Annotated in this window: 21 protein-coding genes; 15 read left to right on the top strand and 6 right to left on the bottom strand. The window is 38.4% G+C overall.

Annotated features, from left to right (window positions below; genetic code table 11):
- The first annotated feature begins 54 nt into the window (after positions 1-54).
- Both A7A78_RS07490 and A7A78_RS07495 read left to right on the top strand, forming a co-directional pair.
- Positions 55-1,395: a dihydroorotase gene (locus A7A78_RS07490; protein WP_068761872.1), complete on the top strand. Its 1,341-nt coding sequence runs from the start codon at positions 55-57 to the stop codon at positions 1,393-1,395.
- Positions 1,395-1,826 carry a DUF4296 domain-containing protein gene (locus A7A78_RS07495; RefSeq protein ID WP_068761839.1) on the top strand — a complete coding sequence of 144 codons (432 nt, stop codon included), beginning with the start codon at positions 1,395-1,397 and terminating at the stop codon, positions 1,824-1,826. The genes A7A78_RS07490 and A7A78_RS07495 overlap by 1 nt, the downstream gene beginning before the upstream one ends.
- On the opposite strand, the gene A7A78_RS07500 is transcribed toward A7A78_RS07495, so the two are convergent.
- Positions 1,818-2,828 (bottom strand): NAD-dependent epimerase/dehydratase family protein, encoded by a 1,011-nt coding sequence (locus A7A78_RS07500; protein ID WP_068761840.1) that lies wholly within the window; start codon positions 2,826-2,828, stop codon positions 1,818-1,820. The two genes, A7A78_RS07495 and A7A78_RS07500, sit on opposite strands and share 9 nt — an antisense overlap.
- A gap of 140 nt (positions 2,829-2,968) precedes the next feature.
- On the opposite strand from A7A78_RS07500, the gene tyrS reads away from it, so the two are divergent.
- Positions 2,969-4,267 (top strand): tyrosine--tRNA ligase, encoded by a 1,299-nt coding sequence (gene tyrS / locus A7A78_RS07505; RefSeq protein WP_068761841.1) that lies wholly within the window; start codon positions 2,969-2,971, stop codon positions 4,265-4,267.
- Between the two features lie 165 nt (positions 4,268-4,432).
- On the opposite strand, the gene A7A78_RS07510 is transcribed toward tyrS, so the two are convergent.
- Both A7A78_RS07510 and A7A78_RS07515 read right to left on the bottom strand, forming a co-directional pair.
- Complete coding sequence (locus tag A7A78_RS07510; RefSeq protein ID WP_068761842.1) at positions 4,433-5,407, bottom strand: LuxE/PaaK family acyltransferase; 975 nt, start codon at positions 5,405-5,407, stop codon at positions 4,433-4,435.
- A gap of 90 nt (positions 5,408-5,497) precedes the next feature.
- Positions 5,498-6,319 (bottom strand): T9SS type A sorting domain-containing protein, encoded by an 822-nt coding sequence (locus A7A78_RS07515; protein WP_242649261.1) that lies wholly within the window; start codon positions 6,317-6,319, stop codon positions 5,498-5,500.
- A gap of 229 nt (positions 6,320-6,548) precedes the next feature.
- Between A7A78_RS07515 and A7A78_RS07520 the strand changes: the two genes are divergently transcribed.
- Complete coding sequence (locus tag A7A78_RS07520) at positions 6,549-7,229, top strand: response regulator transcription factor (protein ID WP_068761844.1); 681 nt, start codon at positions 6,549-6,551, stop codon at positions 7,227-7,229.
- 6 nt (positions 7,230-7,235) lie between these two features.
- Positions 7,236-8,273, top strand: coding sequence for a sensor histidine kinase (locus A7A78_RS07525; RefSeq protein WP_068761845.1), 1,038 nt, complete (start codon positions 7,236-7,238; stop codon positions 8,271-8,273).
- On the opposite strand, the gene A7A78_RS07530 is transcribed toward A7A78_RS07525, so the two are convergent.
- Positions 8,247-9,368 carry a glycosyltransferase gene (locus A7A78_RS07530; protein ID WP_341271719.1) on the bottom strand — a complete coding sequence of 374 codons (1,122 nt, stop codon included), beginning with the start codon at positions 9,366-9,368 and terminating at the stop codon, positions 8,247-8,249. The two genes, A7A78_RS07525 and A7A78_RS07530, sit on opposite strands and share 27 nt — an antisense overlap.
- Before the next feature lie 11 nt (positions 9,369-9,379).
- On the opposite strand from A7A78_RS07530, the gene trmB reads away from it, so the two are divergent.
- From trmB to A7A78_RS07580, 10 genes are all read left to right on the top strand, one after another.
- The gene (gene trmB / locus A7A78_RS07535) at positions 9,380-10,054 is read left to right on the top strand and encodes a tRNA (guanosine(46)-N7)-methyltransferase TrmB (RefSeq protein ID WP_068761846.1); all 675 of its coding nucleotides are present in this window, start codon (positions 9,380-9,382) and stop codon (positions 10,052-10,054) included.
- A 38-nt stretch (positions 10,055-10,092) separates the two neighbouring features.
- The gene (locus tag A7A78_RS07540; RefSeq protein ID WP_068761847.1) at positions 10,093-10,719 is read left to right on the top strand and encodes a LysE family translocator; all 627 of its coding nucleotides are present in this window, start codon (positions 10,093-10,095) and stop codon (positions 10,717-10,719) included.
- 2 nt (positions 10,720-10,721) lie between these two features.
- Entirely contained in the window at positions 10,722-11,045 is a 324-nt protein-coding gene (locus A7A78_RS07545; protein WP_068761848.1) for an MGMT family protein, read from the top strand.
- Positions 11,046-11,183: 138 nt separating this feature from the next.
- Positions 11,184-12,323, top strand: a complete 1,140-nt coding sequence (locus tag A7A78_RS07550; RefSeq protein ID WP_068761849.1) for an Mrp/NBP35 family ATP-binding protein — start codon at positions 11,184-11,186, stop codon at positions 12,321-12,323.
- A gap of 1 nt (position 12,324) precedes the next feature.
- Complete coding sequence (locus A7A78_RS07555; protein WP_068761850.1) at positions 12,325-12,567, top strand: NifU family protein; 243 nt, start codon at positions 12,325-12,327, stop codon at positions 12,565-12,567.
- A gap of 68 nt (positions 12,568-12,635) precedes the next feature.
- Positions 12,636-13,688 carry an NAD(P)/FAD-dependent oxidoreductase gene (locus A7A78_RS07560; protein WP_068761851.1) on the top strand — a complete coding sequence of 351 codons (1,053 nt, stop codon included), beginning with the start codon at positions 12,636-12,638 and terminating at the stop codon, positions 13,686-13,688.
- Positions 13,689-13,767: 79 nt separating this feature from the next.
- Positions 13,768-14,097 carry a 2Fe-2S iron-sulfur cluster-binding family protein gene (locus A7A78_RS07565; RefSeq protein WP_068761852.1) on the top strand — a complete coding sequence of 110 codons (330 nt, stop codon included), beginning with the start codon at positions 13,768-13,770 and terminating at the stop codon, positions 14,095-14,097.
- Between the two features lie 87 nt (positions 14,098-14,184).
- On the top strand, positions 14,185-15,528 hold the full coding sequence (locus A7A78_RS07570; protein ID WP_068761853.1) for a porin: 1,344 nt from the start codon (positions 14,185-14,187) through the stop codon (positions 15,526-15,528).
- 25 nt (positions 15,529-15,553) lie between these two features.
- Positions 15,554-16,636, top strand: coding sequence for an imelysin family protein (locus tag A7A78_RS07575; protein ID WP_068761874.1), 1,083 nt, complete (start codon positions 15,554-15,556; stop codon positions 16,634-16,636).
- Positions 16,637-16,693: 57 nt separating this feature from the next.
- Positions 16,694-18,073 carry a di-heme oxidoreductase family protein gene (locus tag A7A78_RS07580; protein ID WP_068761854.1) on the top strand — a complete coding sequence of 460 codons (1,380 nt, stop codon included), beginning with the start codon at positions 16,694-16,696 and terminating at the stop codon, positions 18,071-18,073.
- A gap of 11 nt (positions 18,074-18,084) precedes the next feature.
- Here the strand turns inward: A7A78_RS07580 and A7A78_RS07585 are convergent, their stop codons facing one another.
- Both A7A78_RS07585 and A7A78_RS07590 read right to left on the bottom strand, forming a co-directional pair.
- Entirely contained in the window at positions 18,085-18,777 is a 693-nt protein-coding gene (locus A7A78_RS07585) for an SGNH/GDSL hydrolase family protein (RefSeq protein ID WP_068761855.1), read from the bottom strand.
- A 38-nt stretch (positions 18,778-18,815) separates the two neighbouring features.
- Positions 18,816-19,712 carry a metallophosphoesterase family protein gene (locus A7A78_RS07590; RefSeq protein WP_068761856.1) on the bottom strand — a complete coding sequence of 299 codons (897 nt, stop codon included), beginning with the start codon at positions 19,710-19,712 and terminating at the stop codon, positions 18,816-18,818.
- Positions 19,713-19,782: the final 70 nt, after the last annotated feature.

Consider the following 19,782-nt stretch of genomic DNA (forward strand, 5'->3'; position numbering starts at 1 on the left):
AAATAGAAATGACAGATGTTCCATTTGTCCTTAAAAAAAGAATATAAACGGCAAATGAAAGCAGTTTTAATAAAGAACGCAAATATTGTAAATGAAGGAGAAATCTTTAAAGGCGACGTGCTTGTGCAGGACGGCCGCATAGCGGAAATTTCTGAAACCATCAGCATGAAATCTGCCGAGACAAAAGTCATAGACGCAGATGGTAGCTACTTATTGCCCGGAATGATTGATGATCAAGTGCATTTTCGCGAACCCGGATTAACGCACAAGGCAACTATTGAAACCGAATCGAAAGCGGCGGTTGCAGGAGGAATCACTTCATTCATTGAAATGCCGAATACCGTTCCGCAAGCCACAACCATTGAATTGTTGGAAGAAAAATTTGACATCGCTTCAAAAACTTCATGGGCCAATTATTCCTTTATGTTTGGAGGAACCAATGATAATTTGGACGAAATTTTAAAAGTTGATCCAAAAAAAGTGGCTGGACTTAAATTGTTTTTGGGTTCTTCCACGGGAAATATGTTAGTAGATAATCCAAAGACTTTGGAGGAAATTTTCAGCAAAACCAAATTGCTTATTTCCGCACATTGTGAGGATGAAACCACTATCAAAAAGAATCTGGAAAAATACAAAGCTGAATATGGCGAAGACATCCCGATTGAACTTCACCCAATAATACGAAGTGAGGAAGCTTGCTATATTTCTTCTTCAAGAGCAATAAAACTTGCCGAGAAAACAGGTGCAAGACTTCACGTTTTTCATCTTTCAACAGAAAAGGAAACACATCTTTTCAGCAACAAAAAACCGCTCTCGGAGAAAAAGATTACTGCCGAAGTTTGCATCCACCATTTGTGGTTTACAGATGCCGATTATAAAACCAAAGGCACTAAAATAAAGTGGAACCCAGCCGTAAAATCTGAAAAAGATAGGGATGGTCTGTTGAAAGCATTGCTGGACGACCGTATTGATGTGATTGCCACAGACCACGCGCCGCACACTTTGGAAGAGAAAAACAATAACTATTTGAACGCTCCCTCGGGCGGGCCTTTAGTACAACATGCTATGGTCGCACTTTTGGAAATGTATCACAAAGGAAAAATTTCCTTAGAAAAAATCGTGGAAAAAACCGCGCACAATCCAGCAATTTTGTTTCAAATTAAGGAACGCGGATATATTCGAAAAGGATACAAAGCCGATTTGGTTTTGGTGGATCTCAATTCACCTTGGACGGTAAAAAAGGAAAACCTACTTTACAAATGCGGATGGTCGCCATTTGAAGGTACTATTTTTAAATCCCGCGTTACGCATACATTAGTAAACGGAATTGTGGTTTATGAAAATTCAAAATTCCCAAATAAAAGCAATCCCGAAAGACTTACTTTTAACAGATAATGAAACACTGGGCAATCATTCTGGTTTTTGTATTTGGTTTTTTTGGCTGTCAAGAAGTGAAGCAGCCTGAAAAACCAGAAAATCTAATCCCAAAAGATAAAATGGTGGATATGCTAACTGAAGCCTATCTTGCCAATGCTGCGCGAAGTGTGGATAATAAATCCATAGTTTCCAAGGGGATTAGAATGGATTCATTGGTTTATAAAAATTTTGGGGTGGACAGTCTTCAGTTTGCCCAAAGCAATGAGTTTTACGCCGCAGATGTAAATGTTTATATGGAAATTTTTAAAAAAGTGGAGGCCAGGCTTGCCAGAATGCAGAAAAAAATGGACAGTCTTCGCGAAATCGAAAAAAGCCGAAAGGATAGTATTGGCAAAAAGAATGACGCAATAAAATTAAATGCCGAACCTGCAAAAGACAGTTTAATTTGACGCTTTTTTTGTTTCTTTTGCTACTCTTTCCAATGTCTCTTCTAAAGGAGTAAACTTAAAAGCCAAATTGTTTTTTATTTTGGAAGCGTCATAAAACGATGTTTTAAACATAGAGCGAACGGTTGCCTTAAACAATTTTCTCTTTTTTAAAGAAAGTTTGGCCAATAGCCAATCTGCACTGCTCAGAAAAAACATAAGTGATTTTGAAAGTTTTTTGGAAGGTGGTTTTTTTCCAAATAATGGCGCCAGTTTTGAGAGCAATTCTTCGTAATAAATATTTTCGCCCACCAAAATAAATTGCTCGTTTTTTATTTTTGATTCCATCAGCAATAGCATCGCTTTTGCTACATCTTGAACGTCAACAACACCAATTCCTCCCGAAGGATAAAAAGGAATTCCGCTCGAGCCAAGCGTGATGATTATGCCACTGCCACCACCGTCTGGCGAAGTTCCCAAAATAACTCCGGGATTTACGATTACTGCATCCAAACCTTCCTGTGTTCCGCGCCAAACTTCCATTTCGGCACCAAATTTTGTAATGCCATACACACTGTTTTTTTCCTCCGGATTCCATTGGGTTTCCTCGGTAATAAATTCACCATTTAGCGGGTTTCCAAAAGTGGCTACAGAGCTTACGTAACAAATTTTTTCAACATTATTTGCAAGGCAGAGATTCACAATATTTGCGGTGCCTTCCACATTTGCTTTTTTGAGCACTTTGTATTTTGAGGGATCAAAACTTATGAAAGCTGCGCAATGGTACACTTTTGTAATATTCTCAAAAGCGAGCTTCAATGCAGGAATATCTGTAATGTTCGCTTCAACCCATTCAATTTTATTGAATAGTGAATCCACTTCAGAAGTGTACAGTTCAAAAACCTTTTTCACAGAATTTATGTCACTATTTTTTCTGTGGATTGCACGAACCTGTGCCTTTTCCTTTAAAAGAAAATAAAGCAAGTGGGAACCCACCAAACCTGTGCCGCCGGTTACTAAAATCATTTAGCGAAAATACTCTTTTTGAAATCGAAATCGAAATTCAACGTATAATTCTGAATTCTGGATTCTGATTTCAGAATTGATAACCCTATCTTTGCAGCCTCATTCTCCAAAGCCTTTGCTGCGGAGTAAAAATTTAAAAAATGAAGCTGAAAAATTTCGTCGAAGAACTACAATGGCGAGGCATGATTCACGACGTGATGCCAGAAACCGAAAAACATTTAATGGAAACCATGCGTGCTGCCTATGTGGGTTTTGACCCAACCGCAGATTCGTTGCATATTGGCAATCTGGTTCCTATAATGCTTTTGTCTTTCTATCAGCGATGTGGGCATAAACCAGTGGCATTGGTTGGCGGGGCAACGGGAATGATAGGCGATCCGTCGGGGAAAAGTGCCGAGCGCAATTTGCTTGATGAAGCTGCGCTGCGCCACAATCAGGAATGTGTAAAAAATCAGCTTTCCCAATTTTTGGATTTTTCTTCGGGAGCGGAAAACCAAGCCGTAATGGTAAATAATTATGACTGGATGAAAGAGTTTTCCTTTCTTGATTTCATCAGAAATGTGGGGAAACACATCACAGTAAACTATATGATGGCGAAAGATTCCGTGAAAACCCGATTGAGTGGCGAAAGCGCGGATGGACTTTCATTTACTGAGTTTACCTATCAATTGATTCAAGGTTACGATTTCCTTCATTTATATAGAAACCTAGACTGCACCCTTCAAATGGGCGGCAGCGACCAGTGGGGAAATATTACAACCGGAACGGAGCTAATACGAAGAATTGCTGGTGGAAAAGGCTATGCGCTAACCTGCCCGCTGATTACAAAAAGTGACGGCAGCAAATTTGGCAAAAGCGAAGGCGGGAATGTTTGGCTGGATGCCAACAGAACTTCTCCGTACAAGTTTTACCAATATTGGTTGAACACCAGCGATGAAGATGCCGAAAAATACATAAAGATTTTTACCTTTTTGGATAAGGAAACAATAGAAAATCTGGTTGCTGAACACAAAGAAGCCCCGCACATGCGCCTGCTCCAAAAGCGATTGGCACAGGAAGTTACAACCACCGTTCACAGTGGGGAAGAGTTTGAAAAGGCCGTAAAAGCTTCTGAGATTTTGTTTGGAAATTCCACATCGGAAGATTTAAAGACGCTTGATGAAAAAACGTTTCTCGATGTTTTTGACGGCGTGCCGCAGGCAGAGATTTCAAAAGAAGAAATGAAAGGCGGAATTGATATTATTGGCGCTTTAGCTGAAAAAACAGGTTTTTTAAAATCGAATGGCGAAGCGCGACGGGCTTTAAAGGAAAATTCAATTTCCGTGAACAAAGAAAAGGTTTCAGATGATTTTACCGTTTCTGAAAATGATTTGATTAACGGACAATTTGTTTTACTTCAAAGAGGAAAGAAAAATTACTTTATTATAAAAGCTGTCTAAATTTATTTTATAAATGGAAAAAAATCCCCGGCAAAGTTTGCGCGGGGATTTCTCAATTAACTAACCAACCAAATTATGAAAAATCATCACTTTTTCACGGTTGTTTGGTCGAAGGATTATTAAAAAACTTACAGTATTAAAAGCTGTATTCTGTTAAATATTTCTTTATAAAACCATCAAATTACAGCCACGGACGTCGCTGGCATCAAAACGGCCTAAAACTTCAAAAGAGCCATCAATATTGGTTTTCCCAAGATCTTGGGTAGCGATGAAAGCACAGGAATTCAAATTCGCCAAATCAATTACATTTATTCCTCCGGTTTTTCCAAAAGTATATGAAAGAGCATCTTCGGGGTCGCGCGTTAAAATTTTCATCCACGGCGGGCATGTGAAAATCCCGTCACCCTTTGAATAAGCTTGGGAGAGCAATTCCGTCATTCCGTATTCGCTGTGGATTTTTTCAACCCCAAAACCTTTTTTTAAAATTCCGTGCAGTTCTTCCTTTATCATTTCCTTTCTGCGGCCTTTCATTCCGCCGGTTTCCATCACAATTGTATTTTTTAGTTGGAATTTTCTTTTTTCAATTAAATCCAAAAGCGCATATGAAACACCTATAAGAATTGATTTCTTTCCACTTTTTTCCAAAAATTCAAGCTTTTCGATAAGAGCGTCCATTTCATATAAATAAAACCCGCTATTTGGATTGTTGCTCTTTTCAATCAATTTCTCAACCATATAAATCAGGGAGGAGCCTTCGCGCTCCAAATAAGACGGGAGCAAAGCTAAAATCGAAAAATTGTCGGGATTGCCATATTGCATTTCAAAAGCTTTCAGAAAGCTTTTTTCGTATATTTTTACATTGGAGATATAATGTTTGCTGGTTATGCTCCCCGTTGTGCCACTACTGGTAAAAATGGTTTCCTCTTCTAAATTATTAGCAACTATTTTATGGTTTTTGAAAAATCGAATCGGAAGAAAAGGGATGTTTTCAATATTTTTTACTTCCGAAACATTCGTCTTTAAATGATTGCAAAACTGGCGGTAAACCGAAACATTTTCATACTGAAAACGGAATACTTCCAAAGCAAGACGTTCAAAATCTTCGGAAGTAGCGATATTAAAAATTTCCTTTTCAAGCATTTTATTCAGTAACGAATTTTCGCTTCAAAAATAGGCAAATAAAAAAGCTCCTGCTGAAAACAGGAGCTTTAAAAAATGATTTTTCGGCAATTACTTAATGATTAATTTTTTGGTAGTTGAAGATTTTCCCTGTTCAATTGTCAAAAAATAAACGCCACTTTTCAATGATGAAATGTCTAACCTTTCCCCGTTCAGTTTATTTTTTAAAACTTGTTTCCCCAGAACGTCAAAAACGGAAATATTTTTAGCTCCATTTAATTTTGAGGTTACATACAGATATCCATTTGTTGCTGGGTTTGGATATATTTTGAAATTATCACCTTGAAATTCGTTAGTGCCCAAAACACATGAATTTACATCACGAAGCGTTGGAAGATTGATACAAAAACTACCTGCACCGTCATTTTGAATTGATTCTGTCTCGGAGTTTCCGTTCAAATCTTCATCATATTGAACGGTTTGGTCCAGCCCCGCCAAAAGCTCTGCGTCATCGTCATCGTTGGTTCCGTAAACAATTGCATCGATTAAATTTGTATTCGTTACGGGTGTTCCATTTGGAAAATTGCTTGCGTCGTCTTGATAAACAGCTATGGCGTCGGGCCCATTTTGTATAGTGTTGGTCGTGCCGATGGCAATGTCAACTCCTGCTACTCCGCTTCCGCCAAGGATGAAAAAACCATTGGCATCCGTAACATACCCCGTTAAATCTACCGTTTTGTAGCTTTCGTCGTCTGAGCCATTGTAGAGCACTACAATGTAACCTTCCAGAGAAAAATTTGGGGAATCGGATAGAATTTCAATAAACTCCATAGCATCCGTTCCATCTTGATCTACATCCACTTCATTTATTCGTATTTGCGAAAAAGAAATGGTGCAGAACAACAAACTTGCAATAAGTGTAATTTTCTTCATAACCATCTGTTTTTATGTTATTTACTTAAAGTTAAAAAATAATTTTTAGCTTTAAAAACAGAATACTAATAATATTTTTAATTGCGTTTTACGTCTAAAATTGATGCAATTGGTCGTGAGTTTCAATATTAATAAACCGTTACTATAACATTAACAATAAGTGTGCTAAACATTTCCTGAGGTTAAATAATAGTATCTTTGATACCGTTAAAAAAGATGAAAATTTAATATGAAAAAAAGGGATATTACAATTTTACTAGTTGATGACGAACCGGATATTCTTGAAATTGTCCGATACAATCTTACATCGGAAGGCTACACGGTTGAAACCGCAGAAAATGGACTGGAAGCTATTGAGCAAGCAAAAAAGGTAAAGCCACAACTAATCATTATGGACGTAATGATGCCAAAGATGGACGGAATTGAAGCTTGCGAGAAAATTAGAAACATCCCGGAACTCGCTGAAACAGTAATTACTTTTTTAACCGCACGCGGAGAAGATTATTCACAAATGGCAGGTTTTGAGGCTGGCGCAGACGATTATATAACAAAACCCATCAAGCCAAAAATTCTTGTTAGCAAAGTAAAAGCATTGCTGCGAAGGTTTAAAGAGGAAGAAGAAGAGGAAAAAATAAAACTCGGAAATTTAACCATCAACCGGGAAGAATATAAAATCCTGCTGGGCAAAGAAGAAATGGTGCTGCCGCGAAAGGAATTTGAACTATTGGCACTGCTTGCCTCAAAACCTGGAAAAGTTTTTAAACGCGAAGACATTTTGGACACTATTTGGGGCAATGATGTAATTGTTGGCGGAAGAACCATAGATGTCCACATCAGAAAGCTCCGTGAAAAAATTGGCGATGATAAATTTAAAACGGTTAAAGGCGTAGGCTATAAGTTTGTACTTTAGCAGTTAATGGCATATTCCACAAGATATAATTTTGCAGCTTCAACCGCGTTCCTAATTGCGCTGTGCTCAACAATGGCAATGGGCATTTTCCTGTATGCCTTTCTCAAAATTATTTCTGCTTGGCTATTGCTTTTCTTTTTGGTTTCATTGCTGCTATCGTTCTTCATTCTTCAATATCGGGTTGAGAAATTCATTTACTTCCGAATAAAAAAAATATATAAAGACGTCCGTATTTTAAATGAAAAGGATTTTCCCAAACCATCGGTTACTACAGATATGGAAGTGCTAACGCGCGAGGTTGAGAATTATGTGAACGTTAAAAAGTTGGAAATTGAAACCTTAAACGTTCGCGAAAACTATAGGAAGGAATTTATGGGAAATATTTCCCACGAGCTAAAAACCCCTTTGTTTACGGTTCAAAGCTACATTCTAACGTTGCTTGACGGCGCAATGAAGGACAAAAAAGTTCGAAAAGAATATTTACGCAGGGCTAGTAAAGGCGTAGAAAGGCTCACATATATTGTGAAAGAACTTGATATGATTGCCAAGCTGGAAGTGGGAGGACTTGTTTTGAACAAAGAAAATTTGAATATAATTGAATTGGTTCAGAATATTTTTGATCTACTTGAAATGAAGGCCGCCAAAAAAAATATTTCCCTTGTTTTTGACAAAGAATATTCTGTGCCAATTATGGTAAACGCAGATAGGGAGCGTATTGAGCAAGTTTTGTCGAACTTAGTAGTTAATTCATTGAAATACGGAAAACAAGACGGAACTACGGAAGTAAGCATTGAAAATATTATAAAAAACAAGGTGCTTATCCGGGTTACCGATAACGGTGAAGGGATTGCAAAAGAAAATATGCCCCGTATTTTTGAACGTTTTTATAGAGTGGATAAAAGTGGCTCCCGAAAAGAAGGCGGAAGTGGCTTGGGCCTTTCCATAGTAAAACATATTGTGGAAGCCCACAACGAAAAAATATATGTGGAAAGCCAGTTGGGAATTGGTTCTGAATTTTCATTCACCCTCGAAAAGGGCAAATAATTCCGAAAAATCAACAGATTTTTGGGATAAAGTCTTCAAGCCCTTATAAACAGAAACTTTTTCGAGTTTTTTTAGTTTAAATTTTTTCTGTTTGCAGGATGGAACAATCCCAAGATCCTTTAAACGCGTTGCCAAATATTCCTGCTCGTACTGGCCGGGAGTAGGGATGAAAAATGCTTTCTTTTCAAGTACTGTCAAATCCATGATAGTTGTGTAACCAGAGCGGGAGATAACTATTTCACTTTGGTTTATGGTTTCTTCAAGCTCTTCGCTTTTCATATAATTTACCATTTTAATATTTTCGAAATTTTGCCATTGTTGTTTTGCTTCAACAATTCCGCGAACCATTAATACTTTCTTTCCACTATTCTTTAATGATTGTTTCAATTTTTCTTCTAAAATGGTGCGTTGAGGCTCAGGTCCTGAAAGCAAAACCAAAATGTCTATGCTTTTTGGAAGTTCCTCTTTTTGCATTCTGCTTAAAACCCCCATATATTTTATGGGAAAATTTACTTGATTTAAATGGCCCAGCTTTCCGCTTAGGTTCATCACCAAATCCTCAATATCGGGAACCCAACAAACATCAAATTTTTTAATAATTTTTTGGTGCATTTTGCTTGTTATGGCGGTTGTGCTTCCTGTTAAAACATTTAATTGGTGGGTAATAAAAACTGAGGGAACTTCTTTGTTTCTTACGCCAAATCTGTTGTCGCTAATAATTCCCTGAATTTTTCCAGTATCCACAAGTTGTTTTACGATGCTTTTCTCAGCATTCATCGTCTTCTTGATTTGCGGAAGTTTTAAAAGAATCTTCCACTTAAAATGGCTTCCTTTTTTTGGATACGTGATATTATAGGAAGGAAGTTCAATAGACTCCAACTCTGGAAATTCTTTCTGCAGCAACAAAAGAGCACCTCCGTCTGATGCTAACAAAACATTGAAATTATGCTCCAACAAAGCACGAATTATTGGGATACAGCGCGTAGCATGGCCCAAACCCCAATGCAATGGCGCTACCAATATCGTTTTCTTTTTAAGCATAAAAACAAAGGTAGCAATAATTGCCACGGCGGTATATTTCCTTAATTTTACCAAAAATTAAAATTTTGGGTAGCAAAAATAAACTGAGACGTTTTAGGGAAAATGAAACATTTTCAAATGTAGTGCAACCTTCGCGGGAGGAAGTGCTGGACGATTCACTGAAACTAAAAGGAAACTGGCGAAAAAATTTCTTCAAAAATAACAATCCGTTGATTTTGGAATTGGGTTGTGGCAAAGGCGAATATTCCGTGAACCTCGCAAAAGCTTATCCTGAATTAAATTTTTTGGGAATAGATATTAAAGGTGCCCGTTTTTGGCGAGGAGCAAAAATTGCTTTGGAAGAAAACTTGCAGAACGTAGGCTTTTTGCGAACCCAGATTGAACTCGTGGATCATATTTTTGGTGAAAACGAAGTGGATGAAATTTGGATTACCTTTCCAGATCCACAAATAAAATACAAGCGCACAAAACACCGTTTGACGAATGAGGATTTTCTTCAGAAATACAAGAAAATACTAAAGCCAGATGGGGTTGTTCACCTTAAAACCGATAGCGAATTTATGCACGGCTATACACTTGGCCTGCTTCACGGTTTAGGTGAAACCATTGAATATGCACACCACGATGTTTATGGCAGCGAAGGCGCTCCGGAGGCTGTGACTTCAATTCAAACTTTTTATGAAAAGCAATATCTTGAAATCGGGAAAAAAATAACCTATATCCGGTTTAAATTCCGTTAGTTATAAATTCAGTATATTCACAAAAACAACTGCCCTAAATGGCAATATTTTACAATTTACTTTTAGGTTTTCTCGGTTCATTTATTGGGGTACTTCCGCCAGGGTTGATAAATATGTATGCCGCTAAAATAAGTATGAAAGAAGGAAGAAAAAGAGCCTTCCTTTTTTCGATTGGCGTTTGTATTACTGTGATGCTTCAAACCTTTATTGCGCTACTTTTTGCAGGCTACATAGGAAAACACCCTGAAGTGGTCAGCATGCTTCAAAAAGTTGCTTTGGGAATCTTTATTAGCCTTACCATTTACTTTATATTCATTGCGAAGGACACCCGCAGGGAAATTCGCGATCACAATGAAAATTCAAAAAGAAACCGTTTCTTTTTGGGTATTTTTATTGCATTACTGAATATTTTACCTATTCCTTATTGGATATATCTCAGCATCACTTTTTCCGCATTCGGGATGTTTTCTTTTTCCCAACCTGAACTTATTTTGGCCGTAATTGCATCTGGTCTAGGAACCTATGCGAGTCTGTCTTTATATGTCCAATTTTTTAGGCCTAAAGAGCATTCTAGCAAACTTAGCCTAAATATGAATTATGTTATAGGAATTATTACTGCTGTAATTTCCGTAATAACGCTATTGAAAATTTTAAAGGAATTTTAAAGATGTCCGACGAAGGTTTTTTTGAAAAAGTCTATCAAGTGGCGGCACTCATTCCTTATGGAAGGGTAACTTCATACGGTGCAATTGCAAATTATTTAGGCGCAACCGGAAGTGCGCGGATGGTAGGTTGGGCAATGAACGGAAGCGGAAAAAAAGATGTACCCGCACACCGCGTTGTAAATAGAAATGGTCTCTTGACGGGAAAACACCATTTTCAAGGCACCAATTTAATGCAACAGCTTTTGGAAAGCGAAGGGGTTGAGGTAGTTGATAATAAAATCCAAAATTTTGAAAAGCTTTTTTGGGATCCAATGAAGGAGCTGTGATTATTTCCTAATTTTTTAAAAACTTACAAATAATAGGAAATAATTCCAATAAAACTTACTGCAAACTGCCACTGAATACTGCCAACTTATTTTAGTATATTTGCACTTTAGAATCAATCTAAATATTACAAATATAAAATGAGCATTTCAAAACAAGATATCCTTCAAGCCCTTGAAACCATTACAGTTTCTGGCGAAGGAAAAAATATGGTAGAGAGCGGTGCTGTGCAGAATGTAGTGACTTTTGCAGACGAAATTATCGTGGATCTGAAACTTTCCACACCAGCACTTCACATAAAAAAACGAGCCGAGGCAGATGTAATAAAAACCATTCACGAAAAAGTGGATGCCAATGCCAAAGTACAAGTAAACATTAAGGTTGAAGCTCCCGCAAAACCTCAAAATCCAAATTTGATAAAAGGAAAACCAATTCCCGGAATTCAAAATATTGTTGCCGTTGCTTCTGGCAAAGGAGGCGTCGGTAAATCGACTGTAACAGCAAATCTTGCGGTTACACTTTCCAAAATGGGGTTCAAAGTTGGTATTCTGGATGCCGATATTTATGGGCCGTCCATTCCAATTATGTTCGATGTGGCAATGGAAAAACCACTTTCAGTAAATATTGGTGGTAAAAGCAAAATGAAGCCCGTTGAAAATTATGGAATAAAAATTTTGTCAATTGGCTTTTTCACACAACCTGATCAAGCCGTAATTTGGCGTGGACCAATGGCTGCAAAAGCGTTGAATCAACTTATTTTTGACGCCGCTTGGGGAGAGCTTGATTTTATGCTGATAGATCTTCCGCCCGGAACTGGCGATATTCATTTGAGCATTATGCAGTCGTTACCAATCACGGGAGCGGTTGTGGTTAGCACGCCCCAAAATGTTGCCTTGGCAGATGCCCGAAAGGGTGTGGCAATGTTTAGACAGGAAAATATTGACGTTCCCGTTTTGGGAATAATTGAAAATATGTCATATTTCATTCCAGCAGAACTTCCTGAAAATAAATACTATATCTTTGGAAAAGAAGGCGCAAAACATCTTGCTGAAGATTTGGAAGTGCCATTTTTAGGAGAAGTTCCTTTAGTGCAAAGCATTCGCGAAGCAGGTGATGCTGGTAGACCAGCAGCTCTACAAACCGCTACCCAAACAGAAGAAGCCTTTGAGGAAATTACAAGAAATGTAGTGGAAGAAACCGTTCGCAGAAACGAAAACCTTCCGCCTACTGAAGCAATAAAAATCACAACAATGGCAGGTTGCAGCGCCGTAAAAAAATAATATGACAACGCAGGAACTAACAACAAAAGTAGAGGAAGCATTGGATGAGATTCGTCCATTTTTACAGAATGACGGAGGAGATATTTCACTTGTTTCCATTGAAGAAGGAAAAGTGGTAAATGTGCAGTTGCAAGGTGCTTGCGTAGGTTGCTCTGTCAATCAAATGACGCTAAAAAGCGGCGTTGAAATGACCATAAAAAAATATGCGCCACAAATTGAAAAAGTTGTTAGTGTTTCACAATAATGACATCCGTCATTTATTTTAAACAATTTCACAACTAATTTTGAAGTAAAATTAAGAGAGCCTCTTTTATGATTAAAACAGATATTCTCATAATAGGCGCAGGTCCAACAGGGCTTTTCGCCGTTTTTGAAGCAGGATTACTAAAATTGAAATGTCATTTAATTGACGCACTTCCGCAGCCCGGCGGGCAGTGTTCCGAAATATATCCAAAAAAACCCATCTACGATATTCCTGGTTTCCCGGAAGTATTGGCGGGTGAATTGGTAACCAATTTAATGAAACAGATTGAACCTTTTCAGCCAGGTTTCACCTTGGGTGAGCGTGCTGATACCATTGAAAAACTGGATGATGGGTCTTTTATTGTTACAACGGAAAAAGGAACAAAACATCACGCGCCAATAGTTGCAATTGCAGGCGGCTTGGGAAGTTTTGAGCCGCGAAAGCCACCTATTACAAATATTTCAAATTTTGAAGATAAAGGTGTGGAATATATTATCCGCGATCCTGAGTTATACCGAAATAAGAATGTAATTATTTCCGGTGGCGGTGACTCTGCTTTGGATTGGAGTATTTTTTTGACTGATGTTGCAAAAAGTGTAACATTGGTTCACAGAAGAAATGAATTCCGAGGTGCTTTGGACAGTGTTGAAAAAGTGCAGGAATTGAAAAACCTTGGCAAGATTGAATTAATTACCCCAGCTGAAGTTATCGGTTTGGTGGGAAATAGTAATTTGGAAGAGGTGGTCATAAAACAAGGCGCAGAAGTTTTCAACCGAGAATGCGACCATTTTATTCCACTTTTCGGATTGGCTCCAAAACTCGGACCCATTGCAGATTGGGGGCTCGAAATTGAAAAAAACGCAATAAAAGTTGACAATACTTTAGATTATCAAACCAACATTCCCGGCATCTATGCCATCGGCGATGTAAATACCTATCCCGGAAAATTGAAATTGATACTTTGCGGTTTTCACGAAGCAACTTTAATGTGTCAAAGCGCCTATCAACGTATTTTCCCGGATAAACGTTATGTTATGAAATATACAACCGTGGGTGGCGTGGAAGGCTTTGATGGCAGTAAAAAAGAGGCTCCAAAAGCGGTAATTAAATCTATTGATTAACAAAGCTACAGACCTCACAGGTTTTCAAAACCAGTGAGGTCTTCTAAACTCATAAACTCATCGACTCATCGACTTTTTTATGAAAGATATTAAAATAACAATCACAGATCGTCAAGGCGTAAAACACGAAGTTGACGCCCCGACCGATATGAATATGAACCTAATGGAAATAGTTCGTTCCTACGAATTGGCTCCTGAAGGAACAATCGGTATCTGCGGTGGAATGGCGATGTGCGCTTCCTGCCAATGTTACGTTTTAAGCGATCACGAACTTCCCGAAATGAGTTATGATGAAGATTTAATGCTTTCCGAAGCCTATAATGTAAAGGAAAATAGCCGTCTTGGCTGCCAGATTTTCATACACGAAGAACTTGACGGTCTGGAAGTTGAGCTAGCTCCCGAAGTTTAATTTTTTATTCGATAATTTCTTCAAAAAATATTCATTTTAATTTGTATTAAGTCTAAATAAGATTAATTTTGCTCCCAAATTAAAAAAATGAAGGGATTAATCTTATCGCTTAGCCTATTGATTACAGGCGCAGTATTTTCACAAACATTGAACGACTCTATTACAGTTGAAAAATTAAAAGAGGAAATAAAGCAAGAACTGCGGGAAGAGCTAAAGGCCGATACCAATCTGCAGAAAATGCCAGTTTTTAGCTTTAAAAATTTCAGTTTAAAGGGCTACGGCGCAATCAACTATTACAATTTTGATTTTGATACGGATCCTACACTTAAGGATAAAATTGATCTTGAAAGGCTGAACCTATACCTGGGCTATAGTTTCACGGACAAAATAAGTTTAAAATCAGAAATAGAATTTGAGCACGGTGGAACAGGCGCTTCCATTGGATATGACACACAGGAAGAATTCGGTGAGTTTGATGAAGAAATTGAAAAGGGTGGATCCGTAAAGTTGGAACAATTATATATAGATTTTAAAATTGCGCCATATTTTAATGTTCGTGCCGGTAGAATGAAAGTGTACTTCGGTCTTCACCAAACACTTGACGAGCCAACATCTTATTTTACAACATACCGACAGGAAATGGAAAATGAAATCATTCCATTGGGCTGGTATGAAAACGGACTTGAATTTTATGGAACCTTTGCAAAGCGATTCAGTTATAAAGCCTATATAGTGAGTGGGTTGGACGCTTCTGGATTTTCTTCAAGAGGCTGGATCAAAGGTGGGCACCAACAACGTTTCGAAATGAACAACGCCGAATCTTTTGCTTTTGCTGGAAGAGTTGATTATCATTTCGGAACACACGAGGATACCTTTATAGGCGTTGCGGGTTACGTAAATGACGCCGCCGCCAATCGCCCAAAAAACGATATGGAAGAGAGTGCTTATGTAACCATGGTTGAGGGTCACGTGAGTTATAACGAAAAAAATCTTCGTTTTAACGCCATTGCATTATATGGCAATCTTGAAAATTCAGACATCGTTTCACAAAAAAACGCAAATCTTTCAAACAATTTAGGGGTAAAACGTACACCTGTCGGCAAAAACGCATTGGGTGTTTCGGTAGAAGCTGGCTATAATGTTTTGCCTTTGTTCTTAAGCAATACTAAACAAATGCTTTTTCCTTTCCTTCGCTATGACTATTACGATACCATGCAGGACGTGGAAGGCGCAATAGTTAAAAATCCACGTTGGGAGCGAAGCACAATTACTGGAGGAATAAACTGGTTTGTGCATCCACAAATAGTAGTAAAAGCACATTATTCAGATAGAAAATTGGGTTCTGAAAATTATGATCCAGCAACGCTTCAGTTTACTGGTGAAAAACAACACGAAAAAACATTCTCAGCCGGCATTGGCTTTAAATTTTAAACCATTCAATAAAAATCAACAAACAATGAAAAAATCACTTTTGATCATCGCTTTGGCAACCATTATACCTTTTGGATTCAACAGTTGTAGCGATAACGACCCGCCACAGGAAACACAGGAAAACAATAACGAACTTTACGAACAGGTTTTAACTGATCTTTCCTTAAAAGTTATTACGGAAACATATAACCAACTTTACACCAATTCCCTTGCTTTGGAGCAGGCTGCAAATGCAATGACCGTTGGTGATGAAGCTGCTTTGGAAAACGCGAAAAACAAATGGCAGGACACTCGTGCCCCTTGGGAAGAATCAGAAGGATTTCTTTATGGTCCCGTAGATACCGAAGGAATTGATCCTGCGATAGATTCCTGGCCTGTTGACGTAAACGCCATCAACAATGTGTTAAACAGTGGCAACCCCATTACACAATCCTTGCTTGAAAGTAATAACGAAGCAAGAGGTTTCCATACGTTAGAATACTTTTTTTGGGGCTTGGACGGCGATAAAACAGCCGCCGATCTTACTGCTCGCGAAATTGAATACATAAAAGCCGCTGCTTCCGATTTGCGTTCAAAAACTGAACAATTGTATTTTGGATGGCTGCCATCTCAAGGTAATTTTGCCGCAAACTTTATAAATGCTGGGGAAAGCGGATCTGTATATACTTCAAAAATAAATGCACTTTCTGAAATTGCTGAAGGCATTGAAATTATTGCAGATGAAGTTGCAAACGGAAAAATTGAGGAGCCACTTAACGGAAACAACGGTGGGCCAAGACCAGAAGCAGAGGAATCGCGTTTCAGCAACAACTCTAAACTGGATTTCGCAAACAACATTCGCAGTATTGAACACATCTATTTGGGCGATTTCAATGGGGTTCAAGGTAGTGGGCTTACTAACATTGTGAGTATTCAAAATGCTGCACTTGACACTGAAATAAAAATGTCAATCACTGAAGCTATTGTAGCTATTGAAGCAATCCCCGGAACATTCACACAAGCAATTTTTGACAATCGCGCAGAAGTAGAGTTTGCACAATCAAAAGTATTGGCTCTTTTGAATAAATTGCAATCTCAGCTTTTGCCTCTTATTTCAAATTTGAACTAGCAACTAATTCCATAACGGGCTGCCATTTTTAGGCGGCCCGTTTTTATATTTTTTTCTATGAAGCGTTATTATTGCCTTTTACTATCCGTTCTTCTATTTTCATCTTGTGCCAAGGATTCTGATTCAGTATATGAACCTTTGCCGAATTTACAGGAGCGTCTTATGGCAGGCGGAGAAACCACAGTTTTTTTGACTTCAAGTAACGCTTTTAGTACGCCCGCCGCTAATCTTTCTGGCGGAAAACTGGATTTTCATTTAGATGGCGATTTTCAATTTGAAACGGTTTTTGTAACTGCGCCAGCGCCAGTGAATGGAGGTGTTGGGCCAATTTTTAATAACTCTTCCTGTGTTTCTTGCCATCCAAAGGACGGTCGCAGTGCTTTCCCCACAGATATTAATAGTTTGAGCGGTTTCTTCTTAAGAACCAGTATGCCCGGTGTTGGAAATTACAATGCGCCTATTTCTGTTCCTGGATTTGGAGATCAAATTCAGAACCAAGCTATTTTTGGTTTTGAACCTGAGGCGAAATTCAAGGTAGATTACACACCAATAGTAGAAACTTTGGCCGATGGAACGCAGGTAACCCTTCAAAAACCAAATTACTCATTAATTGATACTTATATTCCGTTCCCACAATCGGCACAGCTTTCGCCGCGTTTGGCATCGCCTGTTTTCGGACTTGGACTTTTGGAAGCAATTCCGGAATATTATATTTTAAATAACGAAGATATTAACGATGCTGATGGTGATGGCATTTCGGGCAAAGCAAATTATGTGTACGATAATGTTTCCGGCGAGGTGCGATTGGGACGTTTTGGTTGGAAAGCAAACACTGCTTCCGTGATGGAGCAATGTGCTGGCGCTTATGTGGGCGATATGGGCGTAACAAACCCAATTTTTCCTTTTGAAACTGGTTACGGACAAACTAATGGCGATGACGGACTGAATGACGATGCCGAGATTTCACAAGCGTTGCTGGACGAAATCACTTTTTACTGTCAGACTTTGGGCGTTCCCGCTCCACGCGATTTGGATGATGATTCAGTTATTCGTGGCTCGGCGCTTTTTGAGCAAATGGAATGTGCAAAATGCCATATTCCTAAAATGATTTCTGGAAGTTTTTCAGTGGCTGAGGTAGCCAATCAAACTTTTTACCCTTACAGCGATATGTTACTGCACGATATGGGCGACGGCTTGGCAGATAATCGCTCTGATTTTTTAGCGGATGGAAAAGAGTGGCGAACAAAACCCCTTTGGGGAATTGGCTTAACAAAAGTTGTAAACGGCCACACCGATTTTCTGCATGACGGAAGGGCAAAAAATGTTACGGAAGCAATACTGTGGCACGGTGGCGAAGCTGAAGCTTCAAAAAATAAATTCAAGAATCTTTCTGCTTCGGAAAGGGAAGACTTGTTAAAATTTATAAACTCGCTATAACTTCTTTTGAATTATTTTAGAACACTTTTCGCAAACGGAAATAGCTGTTCAACAAACTTTCTGTAAGCTACTTCTGAAGGGTGCAAACCATCCGAAGCAACTAACGTGGGGTTTTCCAAACCTTTTTGTGTAATTGGAGTAATGTTTTCAAATCGAACGCCTTCTTCAAAAGCAATCCGTTCGGCATAAATATTATAGCGTTCCAATTCTTTTGTAACAGTAACGGCTTTTCCAGACTTTTGGCCGAAGGGTGTAAAACCGTAATCCGGAATTGAAATTACAATCACATTTTCAGGCTTTCCCTTGGCAAAATCGATTGCCATATCAAGCAATTTTGGGAATTCCTCTTTATAAATTGCAAATGGTTTGTTTTGATATTGGTTGTTCACGCCAATGAGCAAGGTTACCAAGTCATAATCCTTTGAAGGATTTTCAGTAGCGATTGCCGAAAGCAGATCTGTAGTGGTCCAACCTGTTTTAGCAATTATTTTTACCGAGGTTTTTTCTTTTAAGGTATTGTTTAAACTATCTGTTAATTGCTTCGGATAATTACAGTCACCGCAAACGCTTTCACCTATGGTATAACTATCACCGAGCGCTAAATATTTATAAGTTGTTTTTTCCGCAGAAATATTCTTTTTTGAAACAGCGCAAGAAAACGAAACTAAAGTCATTAACAATATTGCAATTTTAAAATTCATCATTTTTCAGAAATTGTTTTATAATAATACGATAAAAGCGGCTATTCAGTTTTATAATCAATCAGTTTTTGCGGGCCTTCCAGCAACACCCTTACAACTTTAAGCGTGCCGTCTTCCGTAGTGGAAATCTGCCATTTTATAAGGGAAATTTCGCCATTTTCTATTTCCAATCCAGTGATGCTACGCGGATGTACGCAACTTCCGTCGTTAAAAAAGGCAATGTCGCCTGGCTCGGGAAAACGCGGTCTATGTGTATGACCAATAATGGTAAAAAGATTTTTGTTTTCAACAATCCAACGTTTGGTCCGTCTTTCAACTTTAATTAGATTTTTATAATTTTTAGCGGGACTTGTGGGGTCGCCAATACCGAAAATCTGCAATTGTCTCCATAGCACGCGCACCATAAATCGGTTGAATTTCCAACCAACATAATTCCACCAATCGGCTTGGTGGCCGTGCATCATAAAAATTTCCTGCCCAGTAGTTTCGTGCGTTAAAATCAACCCTTCAGTAAACTCAATTCCAGGGAATAGTGCCGCATCCTTTCCTGTGATTTTATCAAAATAAGTAAACAGGTTTTTTTCCACATATCTTTTGTTTTTATAAACCATATCGTGGTTTCCTACCAATCTGTATAGCCTTCCTTCATTGAAAAAAAGTTGCATTAAGCTATACACGTTGTGATGGGCCTCAAAAATATCCTTGAAAAAAAGATTCTCCCATAATTCATCTCCGTCCCCAATTTCACAATAAGTAAAACCGTTTTTGTAATAATCTTGTAACGCGTGAAAATAGATGTTCCGGTTGTTGGCAAAATCATCCGCAAAACTGTTGTCACCCCGGTGGCAGTCACTAAAAATTATGAATTTTGAATCGTCGTTGAAAGAAATCCGTCGAGCGGTTTTATAAGCGCGATACATTCGGGTTTTTGAAGACATGTTTCAAATTGTTTTGTGAAAGATACAACTTGCCTTAGAAACAAAAAAGGCTCCGATTGAACGAAGCCTT

The sequence above is a fragment of the Aequorivita soesokkakensis genome (assembly GCF_001641085.1).
Classification (GTDB): Bacteria; Bacteroidota; Bacteroidia; order Flavobacteriales; family Flavobacteriaceae; genus Aequorivita; species Aequorivita soesokkakensis.

Bases quoted from the DNA above. Each gene is read 5' to 3' on its own strand.
- A7A78_RS07490 (WP_068761872.1), top strand. From the start codon at position 55: ATGAAAGCAGTTTTAATAAAGAACGCAAATATTGTAAATGAAGGAGAA.
- A7A78_RS07495 (WP_068761839.1), top strand. From the start codon at position 1,395: ATGAAACACTGGGCAATCATTCTGGTTTTTGTATTTGGTTTTTTTGGC.
- A7A78_RS07500 (WP_068761840.1), bottom strand. From the start codon at position 2,828: ATGATTTTAGTAACCGGCGGCACAGGTTTGGTGGGTTCCCACTTGCTT.
- tyrS (WP_068761841.1), top strand. From the start codon at position 2,969: ATGAAGCTGAAAAATTTCGTCGAAGAACTACAATGGCGAGGCATGATT.
- A7A78_RS07510 (WP_068761842.1), bottom strand. From the start codon at position 5,407: ATGCTTGAAAAGGAAATTTTTAATATCGCTACTTCCGAAGATTTTGAA.
- A7A78_RS07515 (WP_242649261.1), bottom strand. From the start codon at position 6,319: ATGAAGAAAATTACACTTATTGCAAGTTTGTTGTTCTGCACCATTTCT.
- A7A78_RS07520 (WP_068761844.1), top strand. From the start codon at position 6,549: ATGAAAAAAAGGGATATTACAATTTTACTAGTTGATGACGAACCGGAT.
- A7A78_RS07525 (WP_068761845.1), top strand. From the start codon at position 7,236: ATGGCATATTCCACAAGATATAATTTTGCAGCTTCAACCGCGTTCCTA.
- A7A78_RS07540 (WP_068761847.1), top strand. From the start codon at position 10,093: ATGGCAATATTTTACAATTTACTTTTAGGTTTTCTCGGTTCATTTATT.
- A7A78_RS07545 (WP_068761848.1), top strand. From the start codon at position 10,722: ATGTCCGACGAAGGTTTTTTTGAAAAAGTCTATCAAGTGGCGGCACTC.
- A7A78_RS07550 (WP_068761849.1), top strand. From the start codon at position 11,184: ATGAGCATTTCAAAACAAGATATCCTTCAAGCCCTTGAAACCATTACA.
- A7A78_RS07555 (WP_068761850.1), top strand. From the start codon at position 12,325: ATGACAACGCAGGAACTAACAACAAAAGTAGAGGAAGCATTGGATGAG.
- A7A78_RS07560 (WP_068761851.1), top strand. From the start codon at position 12,636: ATGATTAAAACAGATATTCTCATAATAGGCGCAGGTCCAACAGGGCTT.
- A7A78_RS07565 (WP_068761852.1), top strand. From the start codon at position 13,768: ATGAAAGATATTAAAATAACAATCACAGATCGTCAAGGCGTAAAACAC.
- A7A78_RS07570 (WP_068761853.1), top strand. From the start codon at position 14,185: ATGAAGGGATTAATCTTATCGCTTAGCCTATTGATTACAGGCGCAGTA.
- A7A78_RS07575 (WP_068761874.1), top strand. From the start codon at position 15,554: ATGAAAAAATCACTTTTGATCATCGCTTTGGCAACCATTATACCTTTT.
- A7A78_RS07580 (WP_068761854.1), top strand. From the start codon at position 16,694: ATGAAGCGTTATTATTGCCTTTTACTATCCGTTCTTCTATTTTCATCT.
- A7A78_RS07585 (WP_068761855.1), bottom strand. From the start codon at position 18,777: ATGATGAATTTTAAAATTGCAATATTGTTAATGACTTTAGTTTCGTTT.
- A7A78_RS07590 (WP_068761856.1), bottom strand. From the start codon at position 19,712: ATGTCTTCAAAAACCCGAATGTATCGCGCTTATAAAACCGCTCGACGG.